Genomic DNA, 15,364 nt, shown 5'->3' with positions numbered 1-15,364 from the left:
ATAATGCAACATATTCACATTCTAATGGTTGATGATCACCCGATCATTATCGAAGGATACCAAAATACATTAATGGCTACTAAAAAGGAAAATCAAACTTTAGTCATTGATACAGCAAATACTTGTGATGCTGCAAACCTATTAATGCAAAAAGCCGCAAAAGAACGTCCTTATGATGTTTGTTTCTTTGATATTAGTTTACCTGCCTCTTCAGACGGGAAAATAACATCAGGTGAAGATCTTGCAAAAATCTCTCGTAATATTTTGCCTAATGCCAAGGTTATCATTCTTACTATGTTTAATGAATCGTATAGAATTCATAGTATAGTTAAAGAAATAAATCCTGATGGTTTTTTAATAAAAAGTGACCTTACATCTAGTGAACTTGCAGAAGCATTTCATCATATATTAATTGACCCGCCTTATTACAGTAGTACAGTAAGTAATTTTCTTAACAAATCTGTGGTTAATGAAATTTACGTTGACGAAATCAACAGAAAAATTCTTCATTTACTATCTCAGGGAATAAAAACAAGAAGCTTAACCGAGTATATAGATCTGTCTATGAGTGCAATAGAAAAACGAAAAAAACAACTCAAAATATTGTTTTCTATTGACGACGGAAAAGATGAATCTTTGATAATTGAAGCCCGAAAAAAAGGATTTCTTTAAAAAATACTGTTAAAATTACGGTTTTTCCCATTTTTAAACCATCTCGCAACCCTTATCATATATAGAAACTACGGTTTTTCCGCATCAAGTTTACGGTTTTTCCGTAACAAAAAGTTGTTAACATTAAATATATTTGAATAGTCAACAAAATTAATTAATCCCTCTAAGTAATTTGTTGAATTAATAGCAAAGAACTAAAACCTAACGTTTCTCAACAGACGTTAGGTTTTTCTTTTATAATAAAAGGTCTTTATATTCAAAAAACTTCACGATAAAAAATCCTAGAAATACTATAGCTACCATAAATTTAATAAAGGTGGAAGCTATAAAGCCTAAAAAAGATCCAAACGCAGCTTTTAATGCCTTATCAAATTCGGCCTTATTGAGTAATTCTCCTATTAGAGCTCCAAAAAAGGGACCAATAATAATACCTCCAGGAATAGGAGAGAACAACCCTACAATGAGCCCAATCGATGTTCCTATCATACCAGCTTTAGTGCCTCCAAAACGTTTGGTGCCCATTGCAGGAATAATATAATCCAGTATCCATATAGCAAGTGCAAAAATGAAAGTGATGATTAAAAACGTCCAATTCATTGGTACCACATCAGCTAAATGAAAAATGAGTAATCCAACCCAACTGGTTAGAGGTCCAGGTAATACAGGCAAAAAACTACCTATGATTCCTAAAATCATAAAGAAAGCGGCAAGAATGATTAAAAATATATCCATTAAATCGATTTAAAATTCTAATAATAAGACGCACAAAAATAAAGAATGTTACATTTTTAAACTAAAATTTTAGTTTAAACTAAAGTTTTAGTTATATTAGCAATCTTAAAGATTGAGAATATGGAACCAAAAAAAAACAGAAAAGCAGAAATAGGAAGAAATAGCTCTCTATATTTTGCTGTGAGTCTTTTGTTAATATTGACTCTAACGTACCTAACTATTAATTATAAATCTTACTCCAAAGACACAATTGATATTGGTCAGCTGGATTTAGATGCGTTAGAAGAAGAGGAGATTCCAATTACTAATCATGAAGTAATCCCGCCACCGCCACCACCACCACCTCCAGTTGTGCCAGAAGAAATTGAGATAGTAGAAGATGAAAAGGAAATTGAAGAAACTGTTATTGAATCTACCGAAACCGATCAAGAAGAAGAAATAGTGGAAGTAGAAGATGTAGAAGTTGAAGAAGTAGAGGAGGATATCGAAGTGCCATTTCATATCATTGAAAACGTACCTGTTTTTCCCGGTTGCGAGAAAAAAAAGACTAATGATAAAAAGCGTCAGTGTATGTCTGATAAAATAAAAAAATTCATCAATAAAAAATTTAACCTCGACTTGGCAAGCGATTTGGGTTTGCAGTCTGGTCGCTATAGAATTTCTATGATGTTCACTATTGATGAAAAAGGTAATGTTGTTAATATCCAAGCCAGAGGCCCAGATCCACGTCTTGATAAAGAAGCCAAGCGAGTTTTGGGATTGTTGCCAAGAATGCTTCCAGGTAAACAAAGAGGTAGACCAGTAAGGGTGCCTTATGCATTTCCTCTTACATTTAAAGTTGATGATTAAACTAGTGAAAACTCACGTTTTAAATTCTAGAGCATAATTAAATTTTAGTCATAATTTGTTAAAAATTAAACTAAATGCTTAGTTTTAACTAAGTATTTAGTTATATTTGAACGTAGAATACTGAAAACATAATTATGAAACAACTTACAAAAGCCGAAGAAGAAATTATGCATGTCTTATGGCAACTTGAAAAAGCCAATGTCAAAGATATTCTTAATCAACTACCAGAACCAAAACCTGCGTATAATACAGTCTCTACAATTGTTAGAATTTTAGAGAATAAAGGCTTTGTAGATTATGAAAAACAAGGGAAAGGACACATCTATTTTCCATTAATGAAAAAACAAGATTATAGTAATCAGTCCATAAACAATTTGGTTGATAATTATTTTCAAGGTTCTTTTAAAAGTATGGTCTCATTTTTTGTTAAGAAAAATGATGTTGATTTAAAAGACATGGAAGCTATTTTAAAAGACATTAATAAAACGAAACAATAGTATGTTACATTATATTTTACAGGTCGTCGCATTTCAACTATTGTTTTTAATCATCTACGATATATTTCTACGGAAGGAAACGTTTTTTAATTTAAACAGAGTCTATTTGCTTGGTACTGCCTTACTTTCTGTAGTGATTCCGTTTATTAAAATTGAACAAATAAAAACAGTTGTTGCAAAAGATTTTGTGATTCGTTTACCTGAAGTCATCATTGGAGAAACAACAAAAGTTGCAAGTGGTATAGATCCTCAAATAGCAATGGAAGCGGGTATCAATATTGAACCAGAACCTGTATCTATTTGGAATATCATTTTAATATCTGGTATGTGTTTAGCTACTTTGATATTAGTGATCAAAATTTCAAAATTGTTATGGCTAGCATCTAAACATCCAAAACGCTGGAGTGGTAATTTTTTGATTATTAATCTGCTTAATAGCACAAAAGCATTTTCTTTTTTTCATTACATATTTTTAGGTGAGAAATTAAACATTCAAGAACGCTCGAGCATATTAGAGCATGAAATTGTTCATGTTAAACAAAAGCACACTTTAGATCTACTACTTTTTGAGGTATTCCGTATAATTTTTTGGTTCAATCCACTGGTTTATATGTACCAAAAAAGAATTGCCGCACTGCACGAATATATTGCCGATGCCAATGCGGTAAAACTACACAATAAAGCTGATTATTATGATAATTTGCTATCACAGGTCTTTGAGACTCAGCAGTTTTCATTTGTCAATCCTTTTTTTAAACATTCACTCATAAAAAAACGAATTATCATGTTGAGCAAGTCAAAATCTAAACGAATTAATATTATTAAATACGCGTTATTGATACCTATCGTATTTTCGATGCTTATTTATACATCTTCTTATGCTCAAGAGAAAACAGTGACAACACAAGCAGAACATGTTGTTGATCAAGAATTGTCAGATGAAGAATTATATAATAAATACTATGATGACTTCGTGAACTTATATAATAGCAAGGCTATAACAAATGAAGACCTAGACACATATATTCTAGGAAATGAGAACTATATAAAATCAAGAGATGAATTCATAAAATCAAAAGCTTTTGGTGCATATCTTAAAGATTTACGTGTTGCCAAAGAAAATAAAAAGGCAAGCTCGAAAACACCTTTTAGAGAGACGTTAGATCCAATAACCTATGAAGCGTATTTGCAATATAAAAAGACAGATGAAGCTAGATTAGAATGGGAAAGTCGACCTAAAGATGATATACTGAGATTGGTGGTTACCGAAGCTGGAAATATGACTCCAGAAGAGAAAACCAAGTTTGATGAGAAAGTAGCTTTGATTGAAAGTGATGAGCTTTATAAAGGGCTTTTAATGGTATCTGTAGATGGAAGAACTAAAATGGTTGTAGAAGATGTATCAAATTATACTAAATTCAAGAAAGAACTTACAGAAGAGACTGTTGTCGAACAAGAAACTTTAGATCTAGAAGTCCCATTTGCAATTATTCATGAGGTACCAACATTTTCTTTTTGTGATTCCTTCAAAAGTCAAGAAGAGCGCAAACAATGTTTGGTCGAAAATATTTCTAAGCATGTCAATAAGAAATTCAATACAGATTTAGCTAAAAAACTGGGTCTTTCAGGTAGACAACGTATAAATGTGATGTTTAAAATAGATAAAGAAGGTGTTGTGACCGGAATAAAAGCAAGGGCACCACATCCAGCTCTTGAAAAAGAAGCCATTCGCGTCATTAATGAATTACCTCAATTCATACCAGGAAAACACAAAGGGAAACCAGTAGTTGTACCGTATAGTTTACCTATTCTTTTTCAAGTACATACAGATACATCAGCAGATAAAAGTGAAAACTACAATGTGGGAAGTGTTGAAGAGGTGAAGCAAATAGTAAAGGATCACAATACAACTAAAGTTCAAGATAAAGAAGTTCCTTTTGGTGTGGTAGATGAGGTTCCTATGTATGAGTCATGTGTAGGACTTCCAGATAACGAAGCTCGAAAAAAATGTGTAAGTCGTGAAGTCGCTATTTATGTAAACAGAAACTTTAATATCGATTTAGCATCTAAGCTTGGATTGGTTGGTAGACAGCGCATTACTGTTATCTTTAAAATAGATAAGTTAGGCTATGTAACTAATGTTAAAGCTAGGGCATCTCATCCAGATTTAGAAAAAGAAGCCATAAGGGTAATCAAAGGACTTCCACAATTTATTCCAGGAAAACATGATGGTAAGCCAGTTATTGTACCTTATAGTTTACCAATAGTTTTTCAAATAGCACCAGATACAAATAAAGACAAGAAAAATTAATGCGTAGTCTATTTATCCTGTTATTTTCAATACTTATAACTAAAACCGAAGCTCAGTCTTCGGTTTTAAATACTGCAGATAGCCTATACCTAAATGGTAATTATAGTAAAGCAATCACTGTTTACAAAACATATAATAATCCATCTGAAATTTATAATAAAATAGCTAAGTCTTATGTAGCGATTGGTAATTATGATCTAGCATTGCAGTATTACAAGCAAAGTGTAGATGCAAATCCAAAAGATGCTTTAACGCTCTACGACTATGCTAAGTTGTTATCAAAAACTAAAAAATTTGAAGCATCAATAGACGTTTTTAATCAGTTAATGAATATTGATTATCGCAACCCTAACTATCATTATGAAATGGGACTGGCCTTAGAACGAATGAACGATTCGACGGCAATAAATAGATTTAGATCTGCCTATGATTTAGATCAAACACATCAAAAATCGATTTATAAAATAGCAAGACACTATCTTAAGAAAAGAAGACACACACTAGCCGAAAAATATATAGATAAAGGATTGGAAAGCTATGCTAATAATGTTGAACTTATTAGTTTAAAAGCGCAGAGTTATTATTTGCAAGAGTATTATACTAAGGCTCGTGATAATTTTCAGAAATTAATAGACCTTGGAGAGTCTTCAGAATTTATTCATGAAAAATTAAGCTTGTGTCATGCACAAAACTCAGATTATGAGTTAGCTATTGAACATCGTAAAAAGGCATTAAAATACAACGCTTATAATTCTACAGCTATCTTTGTGATTGGAACGTATTATCAGCGTTTAGATGATTTTAAAAATGCCGAAAAATATATCAAACAAGCTTTGCTTTTAATGGATGTGCCACTGGATCATGAGTATCAAAAATTAGGAACACTTTACAATAGACAGAATAGATATAAGGAAGCGCTTCAAGCTTTTCAAAAGTCGCTTAAAGAGAATCCTAATAATGTAAGAACAGAATTCTTTATAGTCACTACAAAAGATGCTTACTTTGAAGATATTGATTCAAAGATTAAACTCTATGAAGGTTTTAAGAAGAAATATCCTGAGAGTTTTTATGCAAGATATGCAACACGACGAATTTCAGAACTTAAAGAAGAGAAATTTTTAAAGGCTAAAGAGTAAATCTTATTATATCCAAAAAAATTGTACTTTTCGGTTTCAGTTTATAACAATGAAACGCATACTCTACTTTTTGGCTATCGTTACGCTTGTCTCTTGTGATTATTTCGACAAGAAAAAAGTATATACTGAAGATATTTTGGAAGAACAATTACAAACATTTACATGGAATGATGTCGATGAGTATCCAACTTTTGAATTTTGTGAAAACACCTCTGGTAAAGAGAATAAAAAAGTCTGTTTTGAAAACACATTACGCCGTATTCTCAATAAAAACTTAGCTAAATACCAAATTATCGTTTCTGAAGAAATCAATGACACTGTTCAACTAAAGATTACGATTGATAATGAGGGCGAATTTTTTATTAATGATATCAAGAGTGCACAAACTACTAAAGATCAAATCCCTCAATTAGACAGTTTGCTTCGGCAAAGCTTAGATTCTTTACCTAAAATATATCCCGCTATAAAGCGAAGTCAGCACGTAAAAACTCAATTTGTGCTACCAGTAATTATAAAGATTGAGTAGCTTAATGTCACTTATCCTAAAATCTAATCGCTAGTTTTTGCATTAGTCGAAGAGTTTCAACATAGAGCCAGACAAGTGTTGCTAAAAGCCCCCAAGTAGCTAGCCATTCTTTCCATTTTGGTGCACGGTTTTTGTAGCGTTCTATATAGTCGAAATCCAATAGTAATGAAAATGAAGCAACTATGGCTGCAATACAATTAAAAACAATTGCGAACCATGATGTTCCCCAAAGATAGCTTTTGATTCCAAAAAAACTCAATATCCACGATATCAAATAAACGACCATAATACTTATTGCTGAAGTAATAATTACGCTTCGTAATTTTTTAGTCACTAAAATAATTCGTGTTTGATAGAGCAATAGCATTATAAAAAAAGTAACAATGGTAACGCCAATAGCTTGATAAGGTAATTCGGGAAAGTTTTTATGCGCATAAGCCGAAAAGCCTCCTAAAAAAAAACCTTTAGCTATTGTGTATATAGGAACCAACATTGGAGCCCAATGTCTTCTTACCGAAATAATGACGCTAATTACAATGGCTCCCAGCATACCGCCTAAAGTAAACCATCTTACAGATATACCATCTTCGCTTAGTTTCCAGACATATCCTGTGATACCAGCAATAACTAAAATGCAAAAGAGCGATTTAAAGAAAATTCCTAAAACGGTCATTTTTTTAGAAGAACGCTTTTGATCTTCCCAGAAATAACCTGAAAAAACAGGGTTATTTGTTTTGTAATTTGATAGTTTCATTAAAGATTGAACTTATAACCTACAGAGAAATCTTGAGAAAAGTTGCCTTGATTATCTAAAAATAATGCAAACAATTCATTATACGCAAGAGTGATATAACTATTTTCTGTGACTCTAATATCGGCACCTATCCCAAAAATAAAAGGGACATCAAATGACGTGTCATTAATCTCTTCTGAAATTGCATTTCCATTATTTTCGGTGACAACAACTACATTAGAAAAATTAACTGTTGCAAATTTTACATTACCATAGAGACTAAATTTTTCCTTATTTATAAACCTAAAACGATAACCTAATGCTATTTCAGTTGTAGAATACTGGAGTTCATCTTGTTCTAAAACATGTTTTAGTTGTAAAAAAACAGCATGTCTAGAAATTTGATTCACATCCAATACTTCAAGTTCGCCACCAAAAAGAGGAGTTGTTAGATTGTCAGGATTAGTAATAAACGGATTGTTAGTAATACCTCCAAAGAGACCAAACCGAAATTGCAACTTGTTTCTTATGGCTGTAGATTGGTATGAGGAATCTACGCTGCCATTATATTTGTCTATAAATTCCTTCAAACTAAAAAGTGTCAAATTTAAACGCTTTGTAGACATCGATTCGTCGGTGAGCTCATTAAGTAGTGACTTATACTCCTCTTGAAATTTCCCGTCTTTTTTTGTGTTTTTGAGCTCAATAATGGTATTGCTTTCAGTTCTCACAAAATAACGGTAGTTCCCATCAATTATATTCCAAAGCAAGTCAAGTTTTCCATCAACTTCATTTTTTAGTACTAATCGTTCACCATCGACCATGAAGGTTTCTTGAGCTCCCATAAAAGAGAAGCTTAATAAAAAGCAAAATAAACAAACAATTTTTTTCATTGCGATTAAGGGTTACGGTTTAGGTAAATCTAACAAAAATAAATGATAGTACCACTATTTACTATAAGGACGATCTTTCCATTTATAACCTTTAAACACCGAAATAAAAGCGATGTATACGTTAAAAAATGGATACAGAATACTTGAGAACACATAGGACCCTAAATACGATTCTTGATTAAAAAAACGAGCTGTTTTAAAGAGTAATAAAAAATCAATAAGAAATTTGATAGCCAAGCTATAAGCTAAAGTTTTTAGCGCTATTATTTGAAGTATGGCTAAGAGAGGCATACTTACCATAAGTGCATTCATTAGTAATATTAATAACCCAATGAGTTTTGTAAAAGCGTTTTTATAGCTTGAAGCTTTAGCTGCCCATCGTACACGTTGTGCTTTTAATGCTTTGAAATCCTTTTCAGGTTTTGTTGTCACCGTAATGTGATTATTTTTAATATAATGGACACTGTTTTTTTCTTTCTTTATAGCCTTTTCCAATAGGAAAATATCATCACCACTAGCGATATTGCTATTCCCTTTAAAGCCTTCAATAGTATAAAAAAAATCCTTTTTATAGGCTAGATTAGCGCCATTGCATAGAAACGGTTTTTTTATACCAAAACCGCCAATAGTGGCACCTTGTAAGCTTAAAATGTCAAGTAATTGAAAACGCTCAAAAAATGACCTTGCTTTATCAAAAGTTACTGGAGCTACTAAAACTTTTGAAGTGTTATTTTGAATGTAACTATCAAAACAATCTAGCCAATATTTGGGCAATTGGCAATCGGCATCTGTAGTTATAATCCATTCATATTTTGCATGTTTTATAGCTTTAGCTATGGCATCTTTTTTAGGTGATTTTGTAAGTCTTTCATTAGCTAATACCGAAAAATTTATTGATTTCAAATCGACTTTTCTGGTATAAATTTTTTCTACCGAATCATCAGTCGACTCATCATCAATAAAGAGAATTTCAAACATCGATTTAGGGTAATTCAAACTCGATATAGTTGCTATTAGTTGAGGTAAATGCTCAGCTTCATTTCTAAATGGAATAATGACTGAAAACTTTGTTTTAGGCGATAGATCTTCCATTTTAAAATCGACCACTTTGTCAAAACCGTATACAAAACTTCCTATGGATAATAGGTACAAAATTGTAATTGTAAGTACAATAATTAGCATTAGTAACTTTTAGTTTTTGGAAAATTAAAATTAAGAACATAGTAGCTGCCAAACACACTTGGTATTACAAAATTTAATAACCACATGATGGTGACTATACAAAGTGATGTAAATTCGTTTACTCCAACAATGGCGAATAGATATACTGCAACGCTACCTTTTATAATAACGTCAAAAATAAATATGGAAGGAATCACTGAAGCTAGCAAATACATGGTTGTAATAACAATCATTCCATTAAAATAACTCACATTGATTCCGAAAATTTGCAATAAAAAGTAAAACTGAAACGAGAAAATAAGATACCTCAAAACCGAAAGACCAAAAGCAGTAATATGGATTTTTACAGGAAGCTTATTAAGAAACGATTTTAACCTTTCAATAGAGAAACCTTTAATTTTAAATCGGTTTTGTTTTAGACCTAAAGCAGTAAAAATCCCAACAATTATAATAAGTACTATAAACCTAGAGACTTTAAAATAATTGATGTCCAAGTTGTATTTAGAATGCATGAGACTTAAACCTATGATACCTAATATGACTGTTACTGTCATTTGCATCATATTGCTTATCAAGTTAAGTAACATGACTTGTTTCCGTTTTGATGCACCATAGTAAATGGCTTTTGCACCATATTCTCCAATTCGGTTTGGTGTAAATAATGAAGCGGTTAAAGCACCTAAGCTTTGTTCTAAAGCATTTTTAAACGATATTTTTTTAATATGTGTGACTAAAGTCTTCCATTTTAAAATTTCAAAAAACCAATTAAAAAAGGTCAAAAAGAGCAAAAAGCAGGCGTTTTTTGGTGAAAATGCGTCATTTTCGCGTAAAAACACCAAAAATTGATAAAAATCTAAATCTTCGTTTTTGACTAATTTCTGATAGATAAAATAAAAAGCACCAACAACAATACTTAATTTAATAAGTACAAAAAAGAATTGTTTAGTTTTGTAAGGAAGGCTGCCAAAATGCATGTCGCAAATTAACTAATAAAAGAATATGACCTCAAATTATAGACTTCAAAAATTGAGTATTTTGATAATAGCGTTTATTTGTTTTGCTAACAGTCATGCTCAAAGAGATACTAATAAATGGAAAGCTCAAATAGCTTTTGGTATAAATAGTCCGTCACAATCGGGTTTTGTTGATGGTTTTCAAGCGAAATCGATTAATTTTCCAACAGTAAATTTGGGGATTCAGCATATGTTTAAACCGCAATTAGGGGCGAAATTAGATTTTGGATTTAATCGATTTTCAAGTGATGACAATTCGATAGAATTTAAAACCAACTATACACGATTAAACGCTCAAATAGTATACGATCCAACCGAGTCTATTACATTTATACCACAACGTATGGGACTTGTGGTGCATGCTGGGCCAGGGTATTCATTTGTAAAACCGCTTGGAAATTTTGGAAGCAACAACATATCGTTTTTTAATGTCATGGCTGGATTTGAAATACATTATGGTTTAACACAACGTATGTCGGTTTATGCAGATACATCCTATATTTTAGGTTTCGGAAAAGATTTTGATCCTGCAACCGATGGTTTTGGGTCATTCAATGGAAACCTTCTAACTATTACTTTTGGAGTCACGTTCTCTATTAGTGGATGCCAATATTGCGATTAATGAGTAATGAAAAAATCATATTAGGAATTGATCCTGGAACTACAATTATGGGTTTCGGACTCATAAAAGTGATCGGTAAAAAGATGTCCTTTCTTCAGCTTAATGAATTAGATTTAAAAAAGTATAGCGATCATTATCTTAAGCTCAAGCTCATTTTTGAACGTACAATAGAATTAATAGATACGCATCATCCTGATGAAATTGCTATCGAAGCACCATTCTTTGGAAAGAACGTACAAAGTATGCTCAAATTAGGACGTGCTCAAGGTGTTGCCATGGCCGCAGGTTTATCTCGCGAAGTGCCTATTACTGAGTATTCGCCAAAAAAAATAAAAATGGCCATCACTGGAAATGGAAATGCCAGCAAAGAACAAGTAGCAAAAATGCTTCAAAGTTTATTAGACTTAAAAACCTTACCTAAAAACTTAGATGCTACCGATGGTTTAGCCGCAGCGGTATGTCATTTTTATAACCAAGGCCGAGTAGAGGTAGGGAAAAATTATTCTGGTTGGGCAAGTTTTGTGAAACAAAATGGAGATAGAGTAAAAAAATAATATGCAGTTAAAACTTAAGTCCTTAATAATGTCATTAAGATATGTTGGTGTTATAATTTTAGCTGTGTTGTTGGTTACTTGTTCCTCGAGTTTATCTGATGAGGAACTTAAGACACGCTATAATAAAGCACTTGATAGTAAAAATTGGCAAGCTATTATCGAATTACTTGATGAAATAATCAAACGAGAACCCGATGTAAAAGATTATTACTATTCAAGGGCTATTGCCAAGTCAAACATCAATCCCAAAGATGTCAAAGGTGTTGTAGAAGACTTAACTATTTATATATCGTATGAGCCTAATTCTTATGAAGCAAGATATATTAGGTTTCAAGCGTATTCTGTATTGAAACAGTATGAAAAAGCACTTGAGGATATTGATAAAATTATTGAACTCAAAGGAAAAACTGCATTTTTATTAGCATGGAAAGGGAATTGTGCTTTTGCAGCCAAAAAATTTGATATTGCAGAGCAATCCTATGAAGAACGATTACGATTAACGGGAACTGCTGAAGACCTCAAAAATACATACTACTATTGGGTGTTTTCAAAGTATTTTGGAGGTAATAAGGAAGGAGCGCTTTGGGATGTTGCTTTTTTAGAAGATAGAGGCTTAGAGGCAAATAACGAATTAATGAAGCGTATTGTAGATGACAGCTTAGTTTTTGAAGAATTAGCTAATTTTCAATTGCCTCAAATGACCTTAGAGCAACTAGAAGAGATACTTAATAATTTCTGCTCGACCTTAAATCTTTTTGAAGACGAAACTTATTTTAGAGTCGAGCTGTTAAATCGTTTTGCACGTCTTGAAAAAACGGAAGATTTAGCAACTTTACTAGACAGAAAAGATGAGGTCTATGCCTTAAATTTGAGCTATTCCAATTTCACAGAGCTACCAAAAGAGCTGTCACAATTTATCAATTTACAGGCGTTGAATATTGCTGGCAATAAATTTAAAGACAAAGAAAAATTGTTTGAAGACTTAAGTAAACTTCCAAACCTAAAGATATTAGAAGCCTACAGATGCAATTTGAGAGCACTACCAGACAATATTAAATTACTTCAGAATGTTGAAATTTTAGATATTGGTACTAATGGATTACGAGAACTCAACGAGAATATAGGAGAGCTAACGAAACTAAAATATTTAAGTGTTAGAAGCAATAGTTATTTAAAAGATCTACCGCAATCTATTGGTAAGTTAAGATGTTTACAATTTTTGAATGTCTCTGGAAGCGGAATGACTAGGTTAAGAGACGAATTGTCCAATTGTAGTGAGCTAGTTAGTATAGTCGCCAATGCGTGTAAAATTAAAACCATACCAGTACAAATAGGCAGTTTGATAAATTTAAAATATATCAATTTAGGTTACAATAAAATTGAAACCATTCCAGAATCAATAGGTAAACTTACAGAACTAAAGAATCTAAGCCTTGGTTCAAATGAAATTTCAGAGTTACCAAAAGAATTTTCCAATTTGAAAAATCTGGGATCGGTAAGTCTTGAATTTAATAGGTTTAAACAATTCCCAAAGGAAGTATTGTCTTTAGATAACTTATACTCTCTTTGGATTCATAATAGTAATTTTGAGATTATACCTCCTGAGGTTGGAAAGATGAAAGCTTTGAAAACGATGTTAGTAGACCATCAACTTATAACAGATGACAATATTGAAGCTATTAATCGGTTAAATCCCGACTTAAATATTTCAAGACACGATACAAGACGATTGGTCAAAGGTAGAAAACGAAAAGAGTAATGAGTGGCATATATATTCACATACCATTTTGTAAACAGGCGTGTCATTATTGTGATTTTCATTTTTCGACGTCTTTAAAAAAGAAAGATGATCTTATACAAGCGTTAGCTAAAGAATTGGAAATGCGTAAAGATGAGTTTCAAAATGTAACAGTAGATACCATTTACTTCGGAGGAGGAACACCGTCGTTATTATCTATTGAAGAACTACAGTTGCTCATTTCAACTATATATACGCATTATAAGGTTTCCGAAGCACCCGAGATCACTTTAGAAGCTAATCCTGATGATCTTTCTGAGGCGCAAATTATAAAGCTTTCTAAAAGCCTAGTGAATCGCTTGAGCATTGGCATACAATCGTTTTTTGAAGACGATTTAAAGCTTATGAATCGTGCTCACAATGTTAACGAAGCTAAAGAATGTTTGTCTGTAGTGACACGTTATTTTGATAACATCTCCATCGATTTGATCTATGGTATTCCTGGCGCTACAAACGATCAGTGGCGTGAGAATATTGAGATGGCTTTGAGTTATAATATTCCACATATTTCTAGTTATGCTTTAACAGTAGAACCAAAAACAGCTTTGGAGCATTTTATCAAAAAAGGCGTTATTGAGAATGTTGATGATGATATAGCACAACAACAGTTTCATATATTAATTGATGCTTTAGAAGCTCATGATTTTGTACACTATGAACTATCAAATTTTGGTAAAGAAGGATATTTCAGCAGAAATAATTCGGCATACTGGCAAGGAAAACCCTATTTAGGGATTGGGCCGTCTGCACATTCTTTCAACGGAAATGATCGTAGCTGGAATGTGTCAAATAATTCAAAATATAGTAATGCCATTTCTAGTGGTCGTCTTCCTATGGAAACAGAAACGCTTACAGTTACCGATAAATACAATGAATATGTGATGACTGGCTTAAGAACAGTTTGGGGCGTTTCATTAGAAAAAATAGAGAAAGATTATGGTAAAACGTTTAAAGATTACCTTTTGCTCCAAGCACAGCCCTTTATAAATCAACATTTATTGTATATTGATGATGAAAAGCTATTGGTTGCTAAAAAGGGTAAATTCTTAAGTGATGGTATAGCTTCAGACCTCTTTAAAATTAATATATAGTGATAGCAACAATTCAATATAATTCAAGAAAGCTAAAAATAGACTTATCAAATCCTTTAGATATTTCTATTCCGTTAAAAGCTTCAAAGTCTAATGTTAATGCATGGTATATTGATGAACCGAAGATAGAAGCCGTTAAATTTGATGATGATGTGATAAGTGTTTCTGAAGGTGCAGCTGTGAATTTTAATACAATTCAGTTTAATCCACATGCACACGGAACGCATACCGAATGTGTTGGTCATATTACCAAAAACGTATACTCTGTAAATCAAAATTTGAAGCAGTTTTTCTTTTTAGCTGAAGTGATTACAGTAGCTCCAGAAGAATTTGGAGACGATACTATAATCTCAAAATCTCAATTACAATTTGCACTTGGTAATAAAAAAAGAGATGCACTTGTGATTAGAACTATTCCTAACACAAAAGAAAAATTATCACAGCAGTATTCAAATACGAATTGGACATACTTAAAGGAAGACGCTGTGACATTTCTAGTAAAAAAAGGAATAAAACATTTACTTATAGATTTACCAAGTGTTGATAGAGAAGAGGATGGAGGAGAGCTTAAAGCACATAAAGCATTTTGGAATTACACAGGAAAACTCCGAAAAGACTGTACCATAACCGAGTTTATATTTGTCCCAAATGCAGTAAACGATGGTGAATATTTTTTAAATCTACAAATCGCTCCTTTTGAGAATGATGCAACACCAAGCAAACCTGTGTTGTATAAAGTTATGGAGTAGGTGTTA

General features: G+C 32.2%; 16 protein-coding genes. 11 read left to right on the top strand and 5 right to left on the bottom strand.

The annotated features are described in order from the left end of the window. The first annotated feature begins 3 nt into the window (after positions 1–3). Complete coding sequence (locus Q0783_RS02190; RefSeq protein WP_298754415.1) at positions 4–672, top strand: response regulator; 669 nt, start codon at positions 4–6, stop codon at positions 670–672. Between the two features lie 234 nt (positions 673–906). Here the strand turns inward: Q0783_RS02190 and Q0783_RS02185 are convergent, their stop codons facing one another. Beyond that, positions 907–1,404: a DUF456 domain-containing protein gene (locus tag Q0783_RS02185; protein WP_298754417.1), complete on the bottom strand. Its 498-nt coding sequence runs from the start codon at positions 1,402–1,404 to the stop codon at positions 907–909. Between the two features lie 120 nt (positions 1,405–1,524). Here Q0783_RS02185 and Q0783_RS02180 point away from each other — a divergent pair, with 120 nt between their 5' ends. The 5 genes from Q0783_RS02180 (at position 1,525) to Q0783_RS02160 (ending at position 6,723) form a co-directional block, all read left to right on the top strand. Next, positions 1,525–2,253 (top strand): energy transducer TonB, encoded by a 729-nt coding sequence (locus Q0783_RS02180; protein ID WP_298892910.1) that lies wholly within the window; start codon positions 1,525–1,527, stop codon positions 2,251–2,253. A 134-nt stretch (positions 2,254–2,387) separates the two neighbouring features. Continuing rightward, the gene (locus tag Q0783_RS02175; RefSeq protein WP_230934207.1) at positions 2,388–2,750 is read left to right on the top strand and encodes a BlaI/MecI/CopY family transcriptional regulator; all 363 of its coding nucleotides are present in this window, start codon (positions 2,388–2,390) and stop codon (positions 2,748–2,750) included. Between the two features lies 1 nt (position 2,751). Further along, positions 2,752–5,061, top strand: coding sequence for a M56 family metallopeptidase (locus Q0783_RS02170; RefSeq protein WP_298892909.1), 2,310 nt, complete (start codon positions 2,752–2,754; stop codon positions 5,059–5,061). Next, entirely contained in the window at positions 5,061–6,197 is a 1,137-nt protein-coding gene (locus Q0783_RS02165) for a tetratricopeptide repeat protein (protein WP_298892908.1), read from the top strand. Before Q0783_RS02170 ends, Q0783_RS02165 begins: the two co-directional genes overlap by 1 nt. Before the next feature lie 49 nt (positions 6,198–6,246). Then, positions 6,247–6,723 (top strand): hypothetical protein, encoded by a 477-nt coding sequence (locus Q0783_RS02160; protein ID WP_298754428.1) that lies wholly within the window; start codon positions 6,247–6,249, stop codon positions 6,721–6,723. A gap of 16 nt (positions 6,724–6,739) precedes the next feature. Here Q0783_RS02160 and Q0783_RS02155 read toward each other — a convergent pair whose 3' ends face one another. From Q0783_RS02155 to Q0783_RS02140, 4 genes are read right to left on the bottom strand one after another with little or no spacing between them, the layout of a single operon-like run. Continuing rightward, complete coding sequence (locus Q0783_RS02155) at positions 6,740–7,477, bottom strand: Bax inhibitor-1/YccA family protein (protein ID WP_298892906.1); 738 nt, start codon at positions 7,475–7,477, stop codon at positions 6,740–6,742. Then, positions 7,477–8,349: a hypothetical protein gene (locus Q0783_RS02150; protein ID WP_298892903.1), complete on the bottom strand. Its 873-nt coding sequence runs from the start codon at positions 8,347–8,349 to the stop codon at positions 7,477–7,479. The genes Q0783_RS02155 and Q0783_RS02150 overlap by 1 nt, the downstream gene beginning before the upstream one ends. A gap of 54 nt (positions 8,350–8,403) precedes the next feature. After that, positions 8,404–9,531: a glycosyltransferase gene (locus Q0783_RS02145; protein WP_298892901.1), complete on the bottom strand. Its 1,128-nt coding sequence runs from the start codon at positions 9,529–9,531 to the stop codon at positions 8,404–8,406. Next, complete coding sequence (locus Q0783_RS02140) at positions 9,531–10,505, bottom strand: lysylphosphatidylglycerol synthase domain-containing protein (RefSeq protein WP_298892898.1); 975 nt, start codon at positions 10,503–10,505, stop codon at positions 9,531–9,533. The genes Q0783_RS02145 and Q0783_RS02140 overlap by 1 nt, the downstream gene beginning before the upstream one ends. 25 nt (positions 10,506–10,530) lie before the next feature. Here Q0783_RS02140 and Q0783_RS02135 point away from each other — a divergent pair, with 25 nt between their 5' ends. From Q0783_RS02135 to Q0783_RS02115, 5 genes are read left to right on the top strand one after another with little or no spacing between them, the layout of a single operon-like run. Continuing rightward, positions 10,531–11,166 carry an outer membrane beta-barrel protein gene (locus Q0783_RS02135; protein ID WP_298892896.1) on the top strand — a complete coding sequence of 212 codons (636 nt, stop codon included), beginning with the start codon at positions 10,531–10,533 and terminating at the stop codon, positions 11,164–11,166. Then, positions 11,166–11,720 carry a crossover junction endodeoxyribonuclease RuvC gene (ruvC, locus tag Q0783_RS02130; protein ID WP_298892894.1) on the top strand — a complete coding sequence of 185 codons (555 nt, stop codon included), beginning with the start codon at positions 11,166–11,168 and terminating at the stop codon, positions 11,718–11,720. The genes Q0783_RS02135 and ruvC overlap by 1 nt, the downstream gene beginning before the upstream one ends. A 28-nt stretch (positions 11,721–11,748) precedes the next feature. Continuing rightward, a complete protein-coding gene (locus Q0783_RS02125; RefSeq protein ID WP_298892892.1) occupies positions 11,749–13,479 on the top strand; it encodes a hypothetical protein in 1,731 nt (576 codons plus the stop codon). Further along, a complete protein-coding gene (gene hemW, locus Q0783_RS02120; RefSeq protein ID WP_298892890.1) occupies positions 13,479–14,609 on the top strand; it encodes a radical SAM family heme chaperone HemW in 1,131 nt (376 codons plus the stop codon). Before Q0783_RS02125 ends, hemW begins: the two co-directional genes overlap by 1 nt. Then, complete coding sequence (locus Q0783_RS02115; RefSeq protein ID WP_298892888.1) at positions 14,609–15,358, top strand: cyclase family protein; 750 nt, start codon at positions 14,609–14,611, stop codon at positions 15,356–15,358. Before hemW ends, Q0783_RS02115 begins: the two co-directional genes overlap by 1 nt. The last annotated feature ends 6 nt before the right edge of the window (positions 15,359–15,364 follow it).

Origin of the sequence: uncultured Psychroserpens sp., from assembly GCF_947500255.1 — a bacterium.
Lineage (GTDB): Bacteria > Bacteroidota > Bacteroidia > Flavobacteriales > Flavobacteriaceae > Psychroserpens.
The sequence above is the reverse complement of the archived record's forward strand: the minus strand, read 5'-3'. Positions and strand labels throughout refer to the sequence as shown.